18 protein-coding genes are annotated in these 16,971 nt (G+C 66.7%); 16 read left to right on the top strand and 2 right to left on the bottom strand.

The window, feature by feature from the left end:
• Nucleotides 1-41: 41 nt before the first annotated feature.
• The 14 genes from JW030_RS08055 (at nt 42) to JW030_RS07990 (ending at nt 13,710) form a co-directional block, all read left to right on the top strand.
• Nucleotides 42-1,703, top strand: coding sequence for a GspE/PulE family protein (locus JW030_RS08055; protein ID WP_188044014.1), 1,662 nt, complete (start codon nt 42-44; stop codon nt 1,701-1,703).
• Between the two features lie 60 nt (nt 1,704-1,763).
• Nucleotides 1,764-2,939 carry a type IV pilus twitching motility protein PilT gene (locus JW030_RS08050; protein ID WP_188044013.1) on the top strand — a complete coding sequence of 392 codons (1,176 nt, stop codon included), beginning with the start codon at nt 1,764-1,766 and terminating at the stop codon, nt 2,937-2,939.
• A gap of 3 nt (nt 2,940-2,942) precedes the next feature.
• Nucleotides 2,943-4,181, top strand: a complete 1,239-nt coding sequence (locus tag JW030_RS08045; RefSeq protein ID WP_188044012.1) for a type II secretion system F family protein — start codon at nt 2,943-2,945, stop codon at nt 4,179-4,181.
• Between the two features lie 172 nt (nt 4,182-4,353).
• Nucleotides 4,354-4,743, top strand: a complete 390-nt coding sequence (locus tag JW030_RS08040; protein ID WP_188044011.1) for a prepilin-type N-terminal cleavage/methylation domain-containing protein — start codon at nt 4,354-4,356, stop codon at nt 4,741-4,743.
• A gap of 103 nt (nt 4,744-4,846) precedes the next feature.
• Nucleotides 4,847-5,254: a type II secretion system protein gene (locus JW030_RS08035; protein WP_188044010.1), complete on the top strand. Its 408-nt coding sequence runs from the start codon at nt 4,847-4,849 to the stop codon at nt 5,252-5,254.
• The gene (locus tag JW030_RS08030) at nt 5,251-5,805 is read left to right on the top strand and encodes a type II secretion system protein J (protein WP_188044009.1); all 555 of its coding nucleotides are present in this window, start codon (nt 5,251-5,253) and stop codon (nt 5,803-5,805) included. The genes JW030_RS08035 and JW030_RS08030 overlap by 4 nt, the downstream gene beginning before the upstream one ends.
• A 19-nt stretch (nt 5,806-5,824) precedes the next feature.
• Entirely contained in the window at nt 5,825-7,276 is a 1,452-nt protein-coding gene (locus tag JW030_RS08025; RefSeq protein ID WP_188044008.1) for a hypothetical protein, read from the top strand.
• Entirely contained in the window at nt 7,276-8,115 is an 840-nt protein-coding gene (locus JW030_RS08020; RefSeq protein ID WP_241095378.1) for an A24 family peptidase, read from the top strand. The genes JW030_RS08025 and JW030_RS08020 overlap by 1 nt, the downstream gene beginning before the upstream one ends.
• Before the next feature lie 68 nt (nt 8,116-8,183).
• Nucleotides 8,184-9,227: a type IV pilus assembly protein PilM gene (gene pilM, locus JW030_RS08015; RefSeq protein WP_188044007.1), complete on the top strand. Its 1,044-nt coding sequence runs from the start codon at nt 8,184-8,186 to the stop codon at nt 9,225-9,227.
• Complete coding sequence (locus JW030_RS08010) at nt 9,227-9,931, top strand: hypothetical protein (protein ID WP_188044006.1); 705 nt, start codon at nt 9,227-9,229, stop codon at nt 9,929-9,931. The genes pilM and JW030_RS08010 overlap by 1 nt, the downstream gene beginning before the upstream one ends.
• A complete protein-coding gene (locus tag JW030_RS08005; RefSeq protein ID WP_188044005.1) occupies nt 9,931-10,578 on the top strand; it encodes a GspMb/PilO family protein in 648 nt (215 codons plus the stop codon). Before JW030_RS08010 ends, JW030_RS08005 begins: the two co-directional genes overlap by 1 nt.
• A gap of 111 nt (nt 10,579-10,689) precedes the next feature.
• Nucleotides 10,690-11,010 (top strand): ferredoxin, encoded by a 321-nt coding sequence (gene fdxA, locus JW030_RS08000; protein ID WP_188044004.1) that lies wholly within the window; start codon nt 10,690-10,692, stop codon nt 11,008-11,010.
• Between the two features lie 2 nt (nt 11,011-11,012).
• Nucleotides 11,013-12,113: a succinyldiaminopimelate transaminase gene (gene dapC / locus JW030_RS07995; RefSeq protein WP_188044003.1), complete on the top strand. Its 1,101-nt coding sequence runs from the start codon at nt 11,013-11,015 to the stop codon at nt 12,111-12,113.
• A 289-nt stretch (nt 12,114-12,402) separates the two neighbouring features.
• Nucleotides 12,403-13,710, top strand: a complete 1,308-nt coding sequence (locus JW030_RS07990; protein ID WP_188044002.1) for a citrate synthase — start codon at nt 12,403-12,405, stop codon at nt 13,708-13,710.
• Nucleotides 13,711-13,823: 113 nt separating this feature from the next.
• On the opposite strand, the gene dapD is transcribed toward JW030_RS07990, so the two are convergent.
• Nucleotides 13,824-14,783 (bottom strand): 2,3,4,5-tetrahydropyridine-2,6-dicarboxylate N-succinyltransferase, encoded by a 960-nt coding sequence (gene dapD / locus JW030_RS07985; protein ID WP_188044001.1) that lies wholly within the window; start codon nt 14,781-14,783, stop codon nt 13,824-13,826.
• Between the two features lie 39 nt (nt 14,784-14,822).
• On the opposite strand from dapD, the gene dapE reads away from it, so the two are divergent.
• Both dapE and JW030_RS07975 read left to right on the top strand, forming a co-directional pair.
• The gene (gene dapE, locus JW030_RS07980; protein WP_241095377.1) at nt 14,823-15,926 is read left to right on the top strand and encodes a succinyl-diaminopimelate desuccinylase; all 1,104 of its coding nucleotides are present in this window, start codon (nt 14,823-14,825) and stop codon (nt 15,924-15,926) included.
• Between the two features lie 144 nt (nt 15,927-16,070).
• Nucleotides 16,071-16,238: a DUF3117 domain-containing protein gene (locus JW030_RS07975; RefSeq protein WP_188044000.1), complete on the top strand. Its 168-nt coding sequence runs from the start codon at nt 16,071-16,073 to the stop codon at nt 16,236-16,238.
• Between the two features lie 108 nt (nt 16,239-16,346).
• On the opposite strand, the gene JW030_RS07970 is transcribed toward JW030_RS07975, so the two are convergent.
• Nucleotides 16,347-16,931 (bottom strand): O-methyltransferase, encoded by a 585-nt coding sequence (locus JW030_RS07970; protein ID WP_371813456.1) that lies wholly within the window; start codon nt 16,929-16,931, stop codon nt 16,347-16,349.
• Nucleotides 16,932-16,971 lie beyond the last annotated feature (40 nt).

Below are 16,971 nucleotides of genomic sequence, written 5' to 3'. Positions count from 1 at the left end.
CGCTACGATGAGCGTGGGGTGCGGAGGGGGTAGATCTTTTCATGCGCAGATCTCTCGAACATTTGGTCTTGACGTCCGCTGTGCCACGCAGCACGGTCGACGCGCTGATTGCCGAAGTGGGCGAGCGTCGGGTCGAGAACGAACTCGTTGCGCGTGGCCACCTCACGAACGAACAGGTCGCGCTGGCCATCGCCGTTTCCGCTGGTCTGCCGTTCGTTGACCTCGCGAACGCCACGGTCGATCGCGACGCGGTCCTGCTGCTGGCTCCCGAGCTGTGCCGGCGCCACCAGGTCCTCGGAATCCAGGCGAACACCCGCCGCATTACCGTGGCGGTGGTCGACCCCGACGATGTCATCGCGCTCGACGACATCTCGAGCTCGATCGGCCTCGCCGTCCAGGTGGTGGTGGCGGCCCGCGACGCGATGGCGACCGCGCTTGACCGCTACGTGCGTCTGGACGACCAGATTGCCGACCTCACCACGGCGCTCGACAACGAGGCGTCAAACGCACTCACGGTGAACTCGACCGAGAGTCTCGAGGACGATGGGGATGATGCGCCCATCGTGCGCTTCGTCAACCTCATCATCTCGCAGGCGATTCAGGATCGCGCCTCGGATATCCACATCGACCCGGGTGACCGCAGCCTGCGCGTGCGCTACCGCATCGACGGCGTGCTGCACGACACGCAGGAAGCGTCCCCCGCGATCAAGGACGGCGTGATCTCGCGCCTCAAGATCATGAGCGGCATCGACATCGCCGAGAAGCGGCGCCCGCAGGACGGTCGCATTTCGGTCACGCACAACGGCCGCTCGATCGACCTCCGCGTCGCGACCCTGCCCACGGTCTGGGGCGAGAAGATCGTCATGCGGATCCTGGACAATTCCGCGGCGACTCTGTCGATCAAGGATCTCGGGATGTCCGCGCACAATCTCGACGAGTACTCGCGCTCGTTTACGCGACCGCACGGCATGATCCTGGTGACCGGGCCGACCGGCTCGGGCAAGTCGACGACGCTGTACACAACCCTGAGCGAGATCGCGCGGCCCGAGATCAACGTCATCACGATCGAAGACCCGGTCGAGTACCGCATGGAGGGCATCGCCCAGATGCAGGTGAACCCGCGGGCCGGCCTGACGTTCGCGTCCGCGCTCCGCTCCATTCTGCGCGGCGACCCCGACGTGGTGCTGGTCGGCGAGATCCGCGACGGCGAGACCGCGCAGACCTCGGTCGAAGCCGCGCTCACCGGCCACCTCGTGCTTTCGACGCTGCACACGAACGATGCGCCGAGCGCGATCACCCGCTTGATCGAGATGGGGATCGAGCCCTTCCTTGTGGCGTCGGCGATCGACTCGGTCGTCGCCCAGCGCCTCGCCCGCCGGCTGTGTGTGGAATGTCGCGTGATGAAGCCCGCCGACCCCGTGCTCCTGGGCGAGCTCGGGTTCAGCGCCCCCGAGGGCGCCCGCATCGGCGAGCCCGTCGGCTGCGCGCGCTGCGCCGGGACCGGATACCGCGGCCGTGTTGCGCTGCACGAGGTCATGGTCATCAGCGAGACGATCGAGCGGCACGCCGTGGCGCGCTCCTCGGGGCTCGAGATTCGAAAGTCGGCGCTCGCGGAGGGCATGATCCCGCTGCGCGAGGACGGCTGGCAGAAGGTGCTCAAAGGCATCACCTCGATCGAAGAGGTGCTGCGTGTTGCGGCGTAGAGGTATGTGTTTGTTCGGCCGGCCAGCGCGATTCGCGCGTCGCCCAGGGGAGGAAACCCGATGACGTTTGATCTTGACCAGGCACTGCGCACCGTCGCACAGCAGGAAGGATCTGACCTGCACCTGGCCGTGGGCTCGGTGCCGATGATGCGCCACGACGGCCACATCATGCCGCTGCCGGGGGAGCACGAGCGGTTCACGCCCGACGAGCTGCGCCGGGTGCTGAGTGGCATGCTCACGCCCGAGCAGCGCGAGGTGCTCGATCGCGAGCTTGAGCTGGACCTCGCTTACTCGGCGCCGGGCATTGCCCGCTTCCGGGTGAACCTCTACTGGCAGCGCGGCTCGATGGGCGGGGCATTCCGCCTCATCCAGAACGAGATCCGCGCCTTGGACGCACTCGGCATGCCGCCGCAGCTCAAGGACTTCGCCTATCTGCCCCGCGGCATGGTGCTGGTTACCGGCCCCACGGGCTCGGGAAAGTCGACCACCCTCGCCTCGCTGATCGACGTGGTGAACCGCGAGCGCGCGAGCCACATCATGACGGTGGAAGACCCGATCGAGTTCCTGCACCGGCACCAGAAGTCGATCGTGAATCAGCGCGAGGTTGGCAGCGACACGCACACGTTCGCCGCGGCCCTCAAGCATGTCTTGCGGCAGGATCCGGATGTCATTCTCGTCGGCGAGCTTCGCGACCTCGAGTCGATCTCGGTCGCGCTCACCGCCGCTGAAACCGGACACCTCGTTTTCGCGACGCTGCACACGGTCGACGCCGCGCAGTCGATCGACCGCATCGTCGACGTCTTCCCGCCCTACCAACAGGGGCAGATCCGCACCCAGCTCGCCGGCAGCCTGCAGGGCGTGCTGTCGCAGACGCTCTTGCGCAAGCGCGGGGGCGGCCGGGTGGTCGCGACTGAGCTCTTGAAGATGACGCCCGCGATCAGTCACCTCGTGCGCGAGGGCAAGTCTCACCAGATCTACTCGATGCTGCAGTCGGGCGGCGAGCAGGGCATGCACACGATGGACCAGTCGCTCGCGGCGCTGGTGCGCGATGGCGTGGTCGACTACAGCGAGGCGCGCGACAAGGCGAGCGACCTGGCGAGCTTTGAGTCGCTCGCGTCTCGACTCGTCGCCGAGTCCGACCCGGGTGAGCGCGCCGAGACCGATATGGGCCTCGCCTTCGACGACGGCTTCGGCGATTTCATCGCCGACGCGCCAGGCCGGCGGGGACGGGCCTAGGCCATGGCAAGTCCCGCCAGCACGCTCTATGTGTACCGTGCGCGCGGCACCGACGGCAAGGTGGTCAAGGGGCGGCTGCACGCCACGAGCGACGCCGCGGCCGTCGCTGCGGTGCGCGACCAGGGCCTCACCCCGCTGTGGGTGAAAGACAACGACAGCATGGGTCTGAACAAGGACCTGAATATCGAGGCGCTCAAGCGCAAGCCAGGGCTCAAGGACCTCGCGATCTCGTCGAAGCAGCTCTCGGTCATGATCGGTTCGGGCGTGACACTGCTGCGCGCACTCGAGATCATTTCGCAGCAGACCGACAACGAGGTGCTCGCCCAGGCGTTCACTGATGTCAAGCGCGAGGTTGAGCAGGGCTCGGCCCTGTCTGCGGCCATGGGCCGGCGTGGCAAGGTGTTCCCGCTCATCATGATCAACCTCGTGCGCGTGGGCGAGACCGGTGGTTTTCTCGACAGCGCGCTCGAATCGATCGCCAAGAACTTCGAGACCGAGCTCAAGCTGCAGCAGAAGGTCAAGGGGGCGATGGCGTACCCCATCGTCGTCATGATCGTCGCAGTGCTTGCAGTCATCGCGATGCTGCTGTTCGTCGTCCCGACGTTTGAGAGCCTGTTTGCGGGGTTCGGGAGCGAGCTACCAATTCCCACGCAGATTCTCGTGTCGGCGTCGAAGTCGGCCGTGATTTGGGTGCCGATCCTGCTTGTGCTGGTCGCCATTGCCGCCATCTGGTACTCGCGGCACGGCGCCGACGACGACGTGCGCCGAGTGGTGGACACCGCCAAAGTCAAGATGCCGATCTTTGGCTCGTTGTTTCGGAAGGTCGCGATCGCGCGGTTTAGCCGCAATCTCGCCGTGATGCTGCACTCGGGCGTGCCCATGCTGCAGGCGATCGGCCTGGTCGCAAAGGTCTCGAACAACTGGGTGGTCGAGCAGGCGCTGATGGAGGCCGAGGACTCGGTGCGGCACGGCCGGCCCTTCGCGCAGCCGCTCGCGCAGCACGAGGTGTTCCCGCCGATGGTGACTCAGATGGTCGCCGTGGGCGAGGACTCGGGTGCGCTCGACACGATGCTCACGAGCATCGCCGAGTTCTACGACCGCGAGGTCGAGACCGCGGCTGATCAGCTCACGTCGATGATCGAGCCGATCCTGCTCGTACTCGTCGGCCTCGTCATCGGCGGTATGGTCGTCGCGCTCTACCTGCCGATCTTCACGATGGTCACGGTGATCGGCCAGTCGTAGCGTTACCCACCCGTGATTTTTCGGGTGAGCGGGCCGGGTGAAAATTCGAGACGCGCGGTGCGTTATTGCCAAGCTAGGGCATGCCTGCCCCTAAGCTCGCGAATGTCGGGGGGCACGCACCGTTCCACGATCGTGAACTGTTGGTGCACATACTTACACAGGGGGAACAATCATGCTTGAGCGCATCAAAAACGCACTGCAGGAGCGCAAGCGCGACGACAAGGGCTTCTCGCTCGTCGAGCTCGCCGTCGTAATCGTCATTATCGGTATTTTGGTCGCCATTGCTGTGCCGGTGTTCTTGAACGTTCAGAAGGGCGCTGAGACGGCAAAGGTTCAAGCGGCTGCTTCAAACGGCTCGGCGATCGTCGCGGGCGAGATTGCAGCCGATGCAACTGTCACCAATGCGGATCTCCTCACTGCAGTTGGAGCACTAGACGGCGAAGGCGTCACCGTCACAGTAGATGGAAACGCGCTCTCGGGAACTGACGCATACTGCGTTTCGGCCACCACCACCAAGGATGCAACCGTGGCTACGTCCACTAAGGGCCCTGGCTGCGCGTAGGTCTCACCGGGCATGTTGGTGCCATTCTTTGCTTGAACGGACGTCCCCCTAGTGGGGCCGTCCGTTCAAGCATCACCTGGTTGTTTGAGTGAGAGGGGACGAAATGACGCGTGATCGTCAGCGTGTGTCCGCACTCAAATCGGAATTCGGCGTAAGCCTCGTGGAAGTCGCCGTCGCGATAATCGTCCTCGGCATCGTGCTCGTGGGTCTCTTCCCATTGGTCGTGAACTCGATCAGCCTTGCGGCCCAAAACGCGACGGTCGCGCAGGCGAACCGCGTCGTGTCGGCCCAGCTGGACGCCTCGCGCGGGGAGCTGCTCGACACCGACTGTGCGCTGACCACCACGAAGGTGGTCGAGCGTTTTACTGCGACACGGACAGTGTCTTCATGCCCCGCACCGCAGCGGCTCGCAACCGTCACCGTCAGCGTGGTGAAGACAACCAAGCCCGGGAAGACTATTTCGAGCGCGACCACCAAGGTGATCGTGCGCATGGTCGAGAGCACGCCGTGATCACCGCTCTCCGGCGTCGCGTTGCGGGCGACCGCGGCTTTAGCCTGGTCGAACTTGCCGTCTACATCTTGGTGTTCGGCATTCTGATGACTGTAATCACCGCGGTCATCATTACGCTTTTTCGTTCGGAGAAGACGGTGTCTGGTCTCACGAACACCGCGAACGACTCGCAGACGCTCGTGACACAGTTGAACAGGGATGTTCGTAATGCTCGGGCATTTGCGGTGCGCGACGGTGGCCACCGGGTCGTCGCGTCGGTCGCCTCGAGCGCGGCGGGGGCCATTTCCTGGCAGTGCGTGAACTGGGTAGCTACCGGCTCCGGCACGAACTACCGCATCACGCGCAACGGAGTCGCGCTGCTCGATCGCACGCAGCCGAACGGGACCGAGCCGTTCTTTTCCACCGCAGGGCCCTCCGAAATCTCGCGGGGCCAGAGCGGCACACTTACTTTTACCTTCCGCGCGGCGACGAGCGACGAAGGGCTGATTGACGTGTTCGGGTCCATCGGCAACGTCGCCCAGGGCACAATCGCTCCGCTGGAATGCCCGTGATGAGTGAGGGGAGAGCATCATGAATCTGAGTTCACGTCTGCGCGCGCTGCTGCGCAGAGACGACCGCGGGGCGGCGCTGCCGATGGTGCTGCTCGTCTTCTTCCTCGGAGTCGCGCTCATCGCGGTGTTCCTCATCAATATTGTCGGCTCGTCGCACGTGACCGTCGCGAGCAAGAACACGGTGCAGGCTCAGGCCGCAGCCGAGGCGGGCATCGCGGATGCGCTCGCGCGCTCGGTTGACCCCGCAAGCCCCATTTGTTCGCTGGCGACCGCGACGATCGCGGGCACCTCACCGACATATTCCGTCAAGGTCAGCTTCGGCGGCCCGAGCGGATGGTCGACGGCCTGCCCGACGACCACCTCGCAAATGCGCATCGTGTCAACAGGCACTTCATCAGGCACGAAACAGACGATCGAACGGATTCACGCGCTCACCGTGACGCCGGCAGTGTCGTTCGACTACGACACGATCATCTACAGCGGCAACAATTGGACTTTTAACGGCAACGGAACGTTTGGCTCGGGAGTCTCCGGGCTCCCCGCCGACATCATGATTACCACGGGCGATTTCGTCTGTGGTGGCGGCGCAACCATTCAGGGCAGCGTGTACGTGAAGAACGGCAATGCTGACCTGTCGAAAAGCAACTGTGTCATCTCGGGCAACCTCGAGGTGTCCGGCAACCTGCTTCGTGACAAGGGCAGCTCGCGCGTGCTCGGCAACGCCGTTGTGGGCGGGAAGGTCACCCTCTCGGGTGGCACGCTGCCAGTGATCGGCGGTTCGCTCACCCACGGTGGGGCGCTGTCGGTCGCATCAGGATCGCCTGCCTCTTGGGTCGGCGGCGCCATCAACCAGACGCCGGTTACGATTGCGCCTGCGCCGCCGTGGCGGACGCTCAACTACGATCGATTCATCGCCGCAGGATTCGCGGTTCTGCCCTGGGAAGGGGCGTGCGACGTGAAGTACTCGACTGCACACCCCATGCCGGCAAAGATTGCGGCGATCACTCGGCCGACCATTGTTGATGCACGCGCCTGCCCCACTCTCACGCTGAAGACGGACATCACCGTGAAGCTGGGCGACGACACCGTATTGCTCGCGCCGAAGATGAATCTCGAGGCATTTACCTTCGGTTCAACCGACGCGACTGAGCGGAACCTCTACGTGGTGTCCTCCAACAACGCCGCGAGCTGCCCGACGACTCGCATCGACATCGAAGTCTCAGGGGTGAACTTCACCGACAAGCGGGTGGCCGGGCTGCTGTATGGCGAGTGCCGGGTGACGATCAACAACTGGGGTGGCGGCTTCTGGCGTGGCTCAATCTATGCGCGAAACATTAGCAACGTCCCGCTCTTGACCTACGTTCCGGTTGCCGATCCCGATCGCGTCGGGGGCGGCGGCACTACAGTGCCTGGCGGCACCAAGATCGAGCCGACACCGCTCTCGGTGCGCAACATCAGTGCGGCCCCCTAGTGGCGACTACTCTATTCACCTTGGTCGTCGTCGGCGCGGGTGCCTTCGGCCTCCTCATCGGGTCGTTCCTCAACGTCGTCATCTGGCGCGTGCCGCGCGGCGAGTCGCTCATGCCCGCGAGCCACTGCCCGCACTGCGATGCGGCGATCCGGCCCTGGCAGAACGTGCCCGTGATCTCTTGGCTCGCGCTGCGCGGTCGCTGCGCGGGCTGCCGCGGCAAGATCAGCGCACGCTACCCGTTGGTCGAGCTGGGCACCGGCGTCGCGTTCGCGCTGGTCGCCGCCTGGCTGGTGTGGGCGACGGGGTTTCCGACAGGATCCGGCGCGGAGATCGCGTCGTGGTGGCTCGCGCTCGCCGCTCTGCTCTGGTTCGCGGGCGCGGGCATCGCGCTCGCGGCAATCGACCTCGAACATCGCCGCCTGCCCGACGCCATCGTGTTGCCGAGCCTCGGGGTGGTCACCGTGCTGCTCGCCGCCTCGGCGGTGCTGGCGGGAGACTGGCTGCGCGTCGGCCAGACCCTGGGGGGTGGTGCGGCGCTCTTTGCCGGCTACCTGCTGATCGCGATCGTGTACCCGGCGGGCATGGGCGGCGGCGACGTCAAGCTTGCCCCGCTCGTCGGCGTCGTGCTCGGCTGGGTCGGATGGAGCGCGGTCGTGGTCGGCGCGTTCGCGGGGTTCCTGCTCGGTGCGCTGTGGGGAGTGGCGCTGATGCTGCTGAGACGCGGGGGCAGAAAGACGGCGCTGCCGTTCGGTCCATTTATGCTGCTCGGCGCCTGGATTGGGATTGTCGGGGGAGGGGCCGTGGCGAGCTGGTATCTGCGTCTCGTCGGGCTAGGCTGAGCCGAGCTTCGTGGTTCTCGCCGGTACACGGCGGAGTGAATTTCGTGAAGTAACAACAAGGGGGAAACATGGCAGGGAGTGTGATCGGGCTGGATATTTCCAGCCGCGGCCTGCTCGCCGTCGAGATCGAAGATCCGAACGGACGCAAGCCAAAACTGGTGCGCGCCGCCGAGATCGCGCTCGACGAAGGCCACGCGCGCGACACCGAGGTGATCGACATCGCGGCGGTCTCCTCCGCGCTCACCCGCCTCTGGAAGGACGGCAAGTTCAAGAGCAAGCGCGTCGTGCTTGGAGCGGGAAACCAGCGCGTGCTCGTCCGCGAACACACGGCGCCCCGCATGCCGCTCGCCCAGTTGCGTCAGGCGCTGCCGTACCAGGTGCAGGACCTGCTGCCGGTGCCCGTCGCCGAGACGATCCTCGACTTCTATCCGATTGAGCCGAGTCCGCAGGCGCCCGAGACTGAGATCCGGGGACTCCTGGTTGCGGCGCTCAAAGATGCGGTGGAGACCAACGTTGCTGCCCTGAGCGACGCCGGACTGTCGGTCGTGCAGGTCGACCTTGCGCCCTTCGCGGGCATTCGCGCGATCACTCAGGCCGCGGTGCCCGCGGGCACGCACACCGTCGTCTCGATCGCGCCGCGCACCACGACCATCAGCGTCATCAAGGACGGCGTCCCGCAGTTCGTGCGCATCGTGCCGGCCGGCGGCGAGACCATCACAGACGCCGTGGCCGAGATTTTGAACGCCGATCGTTCGACCTCAGAAAAGGTCAAACGCCACCTCGGCCTGGAGCAGGGGGCGGACCCACGGCATAAGCCTGTCTCGCAGGCCATGCTCGATGCGCTCAAGGGGATCTTCGGATCCATTCGCAGCACGAACGGCTACTACCTCTCCAATTCCACGGACGACGCGGTCGACAGCGTGATCCTGCTCGGCGCGGAGACCGCGCTGCCCGGGTTTGCGCGGGCCGTCGTCGAGTACGTCGGGCTGCCGGCCTCAGTCGGTCGCCCGCTCGCGGGGATCACGGTTGGCCCGGACGTGCCGGCGGAACTCATTCAACGACGCGAACTCGACCTCGCTGTCCCGATCGGTCTCGCATTGGGGAACGCATAATGTCCGCACTCAATCGAGCTCGTTCGCGGTCGCAGGTCCTGGAGGGCGCGACCCCCAGGGTCAGCCTGTTGCCGCCCTCGCAGCGCGCCGCGCTCAAGCATGAGAAGACCCTGCCGAAGCTGCTGCTCATGATCGTGGCCAGCGCCGCGGTCGCCGCGCTCATCGCGGGGGCAGGATTTGTCACGGCGATGTTCGCACAACAGCGACTCGAGGTGCTCGACGCCGAGTCGAACGCCCTCATCACACAGCTCGCCGAGTTTGGGGAAGTGCAGCAACTGTTGAGCCGCTCGCAGACGCTCACGGCGCTTCGCCAGGAGGCGACGGGTGAAGAGGTCATGTTCATCGACCTGCGCGACGAGATCGCGCTGGGCCTGCCCGAGGGGTCGGCGCTCGTCGGGTTCTCGGCCTCGAACGGCGTCGTCGACCCCGCCGCGGCCGAAGCGCCATCGCTGTGCGGCCCCGGAGCAGCAAAGCTGACGGTCACTATTCGCAGCGCGCAGTTCGCGGCGGCGGCGGACCTGATTGACCGCATGAGTGCGGTCACTGGCTTTGAATGCGCGATGGCGACGTCGAGCACGGTGGATGCGTCCGCACCACCGGCCGAGGGCGAGGAGGCGCTGCCGAGCAGCGTCACCACCATCATCGAACTGACCGTCAATGAAGAGGCACGGTCGACGCGGTTTGCCGCAAAGGAGGCCAACTGATGAGTGCGAAGACACGCCTCTGGGTGCTCGGCGCAGGCGTCGTGAGCGCCGCGCTGATCCTGTTCGGCATTATCGGAGGGCTGCTGCCGCAGCTGGCCATTGCGTCATCGACGGACGACCTGGCCGAGTCGGCCCAGATCCGCAACGACGCGCAGGTCGTGCAGATTCAGATGCTGCAGCAGGCGGAGAAGAATCGGGCGGAGCTCGAGGCAGTGGCGACTGAGCTGAGCGGTTCGCTGCCGGCAACCGTGGCGAGCGCTGAGCTCCTGCGTGAGCTCGAGACGCTGGCGCTTCAGTCTGGGGTGCAGCTGACCTCGGTCACCGCGTCTTCACCCGTTCCGCCGGAGGTCGACCCGGAGGCTGCGGCCGCCGAGGCCGCTGCCGCTGCGGCCGCCGACACCGCCGGCGATGGCGCTGGCGCTGAGGCGGCGAATGCGGCCGAACCGGCGCCCGCACCCGCTGCAGGGCTCACCGCGATCCCGCTGAACGTCGTAGCCGCGGGCGCGCCCGAGGCGCTCGCGAACTTTGCCCGCGCCCTGCAGACCGGGCAACGCCTCATTCTGGTGAAGCAGCTTGACATCGTCGAGGGGTCCGAAGGCGCCTCGACCGCCACGCTCGACGGGCTTATCTTTATCGCCGCGAGCTAGGGCAACGGTCACGACGCGCGCGGGCGGCGCGCTTCGCCCGCGTGCCGGGGCAGCGCCCATTGCCCGAGCGGTAGACTGGGCACTCTTCGATTCGAAAGTTGGTGAGCCTGCATGACCTACGTCATCGCCCTGCCGTGTGTCGATGTAAAGGATCGTGCATGCGTTGATGAGTGCCCGGTCGACTGCATCTACGAGGGCGACCGCATGCTCTACATTCACCCCGACGAGTGCGTCGACTGCGGTGCGTGCGAGCCCGTGTGTCCCGTCGAGGCCATCTACTACGAAGACGACCTGCCCGGCGAGTGGGCCGACTATTACAAGGCCAACGTCGAGTTCTTCGACGAAATCGGTTCGCCTGGTGGTGCTGCCAAGGTCGGCGTGTACACCTTCGACCACCCGGTCGTCGCGGTGCTTCCCCCGCAGGCTGTCTAGGCATGCGCGGGCCGCTCCCCGACTACCCCTGGGACGCGATGGCGCCATTCTCGGCGCGCGCGGCGCTGCACCCGGGAGGCAAGATCGACCTCTCGATCGGCTCGCCGATCGACCCTTCACCCGACTCGGTGCGACGCGCGCTTGCTGACGCGACCGACGCGCACGCGTACCCCGCGACCGCGGGCAGCCCGCGCCTGCGCGAGGCCATCGCCGAGTGGTACCTGCGCCGTCGAGGCGTGACCGTGGCGCCCGAGGCAACCCTGCCGACGGTCGGCTCGAAAGAACTCGTCGCGCTGCTGCCGTTCCTGTTGGGCCTCGGCGCCGGAGACACCGTCGTGCACCCCGTGATCGCCTACCCAAGTTATGCCATGGGCGCGGCACTGGCCGGCGCGACCGCTCTGGCCTCGGACGACCCGGCCGAGTGGCCGGAGAGCACGAAGCTCGTCTGGATCAACTCGCCCGGCAACCCCGACGGCCGCGTGCTCGGCGTCGACGCCCTGCGCGCTGCCGTTGCGCGTGCGCGCGAGCTCGGCGCCGTCATCGCCGGCGACGAGTGCTACGCCGAGTTCGGGTGGGACGAGCCCTGGGAGAGCACTCCGATCCCGTCCATCCTTGACCCGCGCGTCGTCGGCGCCGACCACACCGATGTGCTCGGCGTGTACTCGCTGAGCAAGCAGTCCAACCTGGCCGGCTACCGCGCGGCGTTTATTGCGGGCGACCCGGCGCTCATCGAGCGGCTGCTCACGGTCCGCAAGCACGCCGGGCTGATGCTGCCCGCGCCGGTGCAGGCGGCGATGATCGCCGCGCTCGGCGACGAGGCGCACGTGGCCGAGCAACGCGAGCGCTACCGTGCGCGCCGCGCGATCCTGCGCCCCGCGCTCGAAGCTGCCGGCTATCGCATCGACGCCAGCGAAGCCGGCCTGTACCTCTGGGTGACCCGCGGCGTGGACGCGTGGGAGGACGTCGCCCACTTCGCCGATCTGGGTATCGTGGTGGGCCCGGGGACGTTCTACGGCGACGGATCGCCGCAGCACGTGCGGTTCTCGACCACTGCGACGGACGCGCACATCGCTGAGGCCGCCCGCCGCATTTCGGGGGAGTAGCGCCGGGCGGATCCTGCCCCGAGTGCGTGTGACGCGACACGCGAGATCACGAAAGTATTTCGATGTGAAGCAAAATATGTGTCCGTCGTGAGCGATTTTGCCGTTCTGTTGTGCGGTTCCCACGATGGTGGAACCGTACAGAAGCGCAGCGGCCCCGCTGTTGGGCTCCGATAATGGCTGCGTGGGTGCAGCGTGTCATCGGGACCGGATATGGTGGAGTGATGGGGCGTCTGCTGCACACAGGAGTCGCGCCTTCCCCCACTCTGTGACGACCTCGCTAGGAGACGCTGTGATCGACTCGACCAAGGGCCTGGGCCAGGCCGCCCTCGGGACCGCGAAGCTCATCGTGCCCGGCGCCACGGCAGAGTTCCCCATCTTGCCCGCCGCTGACGGCCACGCCGCCATCGACGTCAGCACGCTCACCCGCCAGACCGGGCTGACCGCGCTCGATTACGGCTTTGTGAACACCGCCTCGACGAAGTCGGCGATCACCTATATTGATGGCGACCAGGGCATCCTGCGCTACCGCGGCTACCCGATCGACGAGCTCGCGAAGGGCTCGACCTTCCTCGAGGTCGCTTACTTGCTGATCTACGGCGAGCTCCCGACGCCGACCGAGCTTGAGGCCTTTGACAGCAGGATTCGCCACCACACCCTCCTGCACGAGGATATGAAGTACTACTTCGAGGGCCTGCCGCACACCGCGCACCCCATGGCCGTGCTCTCGGGCGGCCTGCAGGCGCTGTCGACCTTCTACGAAGGCTCGCTCGACGCCGATAGCCCCGAGGGCATCGAGGAAAACACGATTCGCCTGCTCGCGAAGCTGCCGGTGATCGCTGCCTACGCGCACAAGAAGTCGATTGGGCAGGCCTTCCTGTACCCCGACAACAACCTGAGCTTCGTCGAGAACTTCCTGCGCCTGAACTTCGGCAACAAGGCCGAGAAGTACGAGCTCAGCCCCACGCTCGTGAAGGCGCTCGACCAGCTCTTGATCCTGCACGCCGACCACGAGCAGAACGCGTCGACGTCGACCGTCCGCCTCGTCGGTTCGACCGGAGCGAACATGTTCTCGTCGGTCTCGGCCGGCATCAACGCGCTCTCGGGCCCGCTGCACGGCGGCGCCAACGAGGCGGTGCTTGACATGCTCGCGCAGATTCGAGACTCGGGCCAGGGCGTACACGCGTTCGTCGAACGGGTCAAGAACAAGGAGGCGGGGGTGAAGCTCATGGGCTTCGGCCACCGCGTCTACAAGAACTACGACCCGCGTGCCCGCATCGTGAAGGACAGCGCGCACAGCGTGCTGGCCGAGCTCGGCGTCAACGACCCGCTGCTCGACCTGGCACAAGAGCTCGAGCAGATCGCCCTCAGCGACCCGTACTTCCAGGAGCGTCGTCTGTACCCAAACGTCGACTTCTACACCGGCGTGATCTACAAGGCCATGGGCTTCCCGACCCGCATGTTCACCGTGCTGTTCGCGATCGGGCGGCTGCCCGGCTGGCTCGCGCACTGGCGCGAGGCGCGAGGCGACGGCCAGACGAAGATCGGTCGACCGCAGCAGCTGTACGTCGGCGCGGGCGAGCGTCACCTGAACCGCTAGGTTTCTGCACAACGCAATTGGCCGGCCTCCGCACACGCGGGGCCGGCCAATTGCTTAGTGCACGGCGGCAGGATCCTGCTGGTGCGAGACCGGGCAGGATCCTGCCGAGGGACTTACGCGTGCAGCGCCGCGTTGAGCACGATGCCGTGGCCGGTGCGCGGGAGGGCCTCGACCGCGCCCGTGGCGGAGTTGCGGCGGAAGAGCAGCTGGGGCACGCCCGAGAGCTCGACGGCTTTGACCGCGACCGGCTCGCCGGCTGACGCGTCGGTGCCGTGGGGCAGCAGGACCTTCGTGCCGGCCGTGACATAGAGCCCAGCCTCGACGACCGAGTCGTCGCCGATCGAGATGCCGATGCCCGAGTTTGCACCGAGCAGCGCGCGCTCGCCGACCGAGATCTTCTGCGTGCCGCCGCCCGACAGGGTGCCCATGATCGAGGCGCCACCGCCGATGTCCGCGCCGTCGCCGACGACGACGCCCTGTGAAATGCGTCCCTCGACCATGGAAGCGCCGAGCGTACCGGCGTTGAAGTTCACGAAACCCTCGTGCATCACGGTCGTGCCCGGGGCGAGGTGCGCGCCGAGGCGGACGCGCGAGGCGTCGGCGATGCGGACGCCCTTCGGGATCAGGTAGTCAGTGAGGCGCGGGAACTTGTCCACTCCCATCGCGACGATGCCGGCGCGGCGAAGCAGGGGGCGCAGGCGCTCGAAGTCTCCGGGCTCGACGGGGCCGGCGTTCGTCCAGACGATGTTCGGCAGCGCGCCGAAGATCCCATCGAGGTTGATGCTGTTCGGCGCAACGAGGCAGTGCGAGAGCAGGTGCAGGCGCAGGTAAGCGTCCGAGGTGCCCGCGGGTGCGGCATCGAGGTCGATCTCGATAGTCACGACCTCGACGGTGACGCCGCGGCGCTCGTCGGGGCCGGCAAGGGCGTCGATGTCGGCGGGGAAAATCCACGGGTCGATCGCGCCGGGGCGCGCGCCCAGCTTCGGCTCGGGGTACCAGGTGTCGAGGACGGTCCCGTCGGAGGTGTGCGTGGCGAGGCCGTAGCCCCAGGCGAGGCGCTGCTGTGTCGTCATACCTTCGAGGATACCGACCCCGCGCTCTAAGCTTGATGGGTGAGCGAACCCGTAACCCCCATCCTTGATCCGTCAGCCGGCCCCGTGGCACTCACGCGGCAGCTCTGCGACATCCCCTCGGTGTCGGGCGACGAACGCCAGATCGCCGACGCCGTCGTGGCGCTGCTGGCGCACGCGCCGCACCTCACAGTTGATCGCGACGGCGACACGATCGTCGCCCGGACGAACCTCGGGCGCGCCCAGCGGGTCGCGATTGCGGGCCACCTCGACACGGTGCCGATCAACGACAACCTGCCCGTGCAGGATCGCACCGACGCCGAAACCGGCGAGGCCGTCATCTGGGGCCGCGGCACCGTCGACATGAAGGCCGGTGTCGCGGTGCAGCTGGCGCTCGCGCTCGAGCTCACCGAGCCCGCCGTAGACCTGACCTGGATTTGGTACGACCACGAGGAAGTCGCCTCCGACCTGAACGGACTGGGGCGGACCCTCCGGGCGCGCCCCGAGCTGTTCGCGGCGGACTTCGCCATCCTGGGCGAGCCGTCGAACGGCACGATCGAGGGCGGCTGCAACGGCACCCTGCGCGCCCGCGTGAGCGTGCATGGGCGGCGCGCGCACTCCGCGCGCAGCTGGATGGGCATCAACGCCATCCAGGGCGCCGCCCCGCTGCTCGCGAAGCTTGCCGCGTATGAGGCCGAGCGTGTGATGGTCGACGGCCTTGAATATCGCGAGGGTCTGAACGCGGTGCGCATTGAGGGCGGGGTTGCCGGCAACGTGATCCCTGACCGCTGCACGATCGAGGTCAACTATCGGTTCGCACCGAGCCGCAGCCCCGAGGAGGCCGTCGCGTTCGTGCGCGAGTTCTTCGCGGACGCTGATGAGGTCGAGATCGTGGACCTCGCTCCGGGCGCCCGCCCGGGCCTCGACGCGCCCCTCGCGCGCCGCTTTGTCGAAGCTGTGGGGCACGAGCCCCAGGCGAAGGTCGGCTGGACTGACGTCGCGCGCTTTTCCGAGCTCGGTATCCCCGCGGTGAACTTTGGTCCGGGTAACCCGTCGCTCGCTCACGCGGACGAGGAACAGGTGCCCGTCGCGCAGATCGAGTTCGTCGAGCGGGCGCTGCGGGCCTGGCTGAGTGGCGCGGCATAGACCGATGCCGAACGGCCGCTTCGGCCAAACCCCAGGTGAATTATTGGCACTTTGACTGTCATTCTGGGTGACCCGATTTTTGCGGGCGCGGTTTCTCCGAGATAATGGGAAGGAACGACCCGAAGATGAAGTCGAGGAGGCGTCATGGCTGCAATGAAACCGAGGACCGGCGACGGACCAATGGAAGCGGTACGCGAAGGGCGCGTGATCGTCGTCCGAGTGCCACTCGAGGGCGGCGGCCGTCTCGTGGTTTCGGTCAACGATGACGAAGCAAAAGAGCTGCGCGACGCCCTTGCTGGCGCCGTAAACTAGTCGAAACGAGCGCCGCATGGAGCCGGGCGAGACCCGGCACTCAGCGCACAACAGTTGGGCCCCCGCGAGAAATCGCGGGGGCCCAACTGCGTTTCTGCGCGCGTCGCGCTAGCCGATGCGCGTGAGCGTGAGCAGGCCGTCACCCGCGGGCGAGAGCACGGGGAGGATGGCGGGAGAGTCGACGACCGCGCTCAGCAGGGCGCGGAAGTCTGCCGTGAGACCGTCGCGTGCGGCGGGGTCGGGAACCCGCCCGCGCCACAGCGCGTTTGGGATCACGATGGTGCCGCCGAGACGCACGATCGTGAGGGCGCGCTCGAGATACTCGAGGAGCGCCTCGGGGTTCGCATCGATCAGCACGAGGTCATAGGAACCGAGGTTCATGCGGGGAAGCACCTGGGCCGCGTCGCCCGTGATGAGGCGGGTGCGTGCGGCGGGGATCCCGGCCTCCGCGAACACAGCCTTCGCCTGGCGCTGGTACTCCGCCTCGATATCGAGTGTCGTCAGCGTGGCCTCGGGGGAGTGCCGCAAAAGCGCAAGCCCGCTCGCCCCAACGCCGGTACCGATCTCGCAGATACTCTGCGCACCCGTCAGTACGGTGAGGCTGGAGAGGTGCGCGGCGACCGAGCGGCTTACGGGCTCGATCCCGAGCTCAAGCGAGAGTCGGCGCGCGCGCACCTGGGATTCGGTTTCCACGGGGAACTGCTCCGCGTATTGCCAATTGCGTTCGAGCTTG

The organism is Leucobacter sp. CX169 (assembly GCF_017161405.1).
Lineage (GTDB): Bacteria > Actinomycetota > Actinomycetes > Actinomycetales > Microbacteriaceae > Cx-87.
Note: the sequence above shows the minus strand (reverse complement) of the source record. Positions and strands in the feature narration are given on the sequence as shown.

Excerpts from the sequence above, each read along its gene's own strand:
- JW030_RS08055 (WP_188044014.1), top strand. The coding sequence starts at position 42 with ATGCGCAGATCTCTCGAACATTTGGTCTTGACGTCCGCTGTGCCACGC.
- JW030_RS08050 (WP_188044013.1), top strand. The coding sequence starts at position 1,764 with ATGACGTTTGATCTTGACCAGGCACTGCGCACCGTCGCACAGCAGGAA.
- JW030_RS08045 (WP_188044012.1), top strand. The coding sequence starts at position 2,943 with ATGGCAAGTCCCGCCAGCACGCTCTATGTGTACCGTGCGCGCGGCACC.
- JW030_RS08040 (WP_188044011.1), top strand. The coding sequence starts at position 4,354 with ATGCTTGAGCGCATCAAAAACGCACTGCAGGAGCGCAAGCGCGACGAC.
- JW030_RS08035 (WP_188044010.1), top strand. The coding sequence starts at position 4,847 with ATGACGCGTGATCGTCAGCGTGTGTCCGCACTCAAATCGGAATTCGGC.
- JW030_RS08025 (WP_188044008.1), top strand. The coding sequence starts at position 5,825 with ATGAATCTGAGTTCACGTCTGCGCGCGCTGCTGCGCAGAGACGACCGC.
- pilM (WP_188044007.1), top strand. The coding sequence starts at position 8,184 with ATGGCAGGGAGTGTGATCGGGCTGGATATTTCCAGCCGCGGCCTGCTC.
- JW030_RS08010 (WP_188044006.1), top strand. The coding sequence starts at position 9,227 with ATGTCCGCACTCAATCGAGCTCGTTCGCGGTCGCAGGTCCTGGAGGGC.
- JW030_RS08005 (WP_188044005.1), top strand. The coding sequence starts at position 9,931 with ATGAGTGCGAAGACACGCCTCTGGGTGCTCGGCGCAGGCGTCGTGAGC.
- fdxA (WP_188044004.1), top strand. The coding sequence starts at position 10,690 with ATGACCTACGTCATCGCCCTGCCGTGTGTCGATGTAAAGGATCGTGCA.
- dapC (WP_188044003.1), top strand. The coding sequence starts at position 11,013 with ATGCGCGGGCCGCTCCCCGACTACCCCTGGGACGCGATGGCGCCATTC.
- dapD (WP_188044001.1), bottom strand. The coding sequence starts at position 14,783 with ATGACGACACAGCAGCGCCTCGCCTGGGGCTACGGCCTCGCCACGCAC.
- JW030_RS07975 (WP_188044000.1), top strand. The coding sequence starts at position 16,071 with ATGGCTGCAATGAAACCGAGGACCGGCGACGGACCAATGGAAGCGGTA.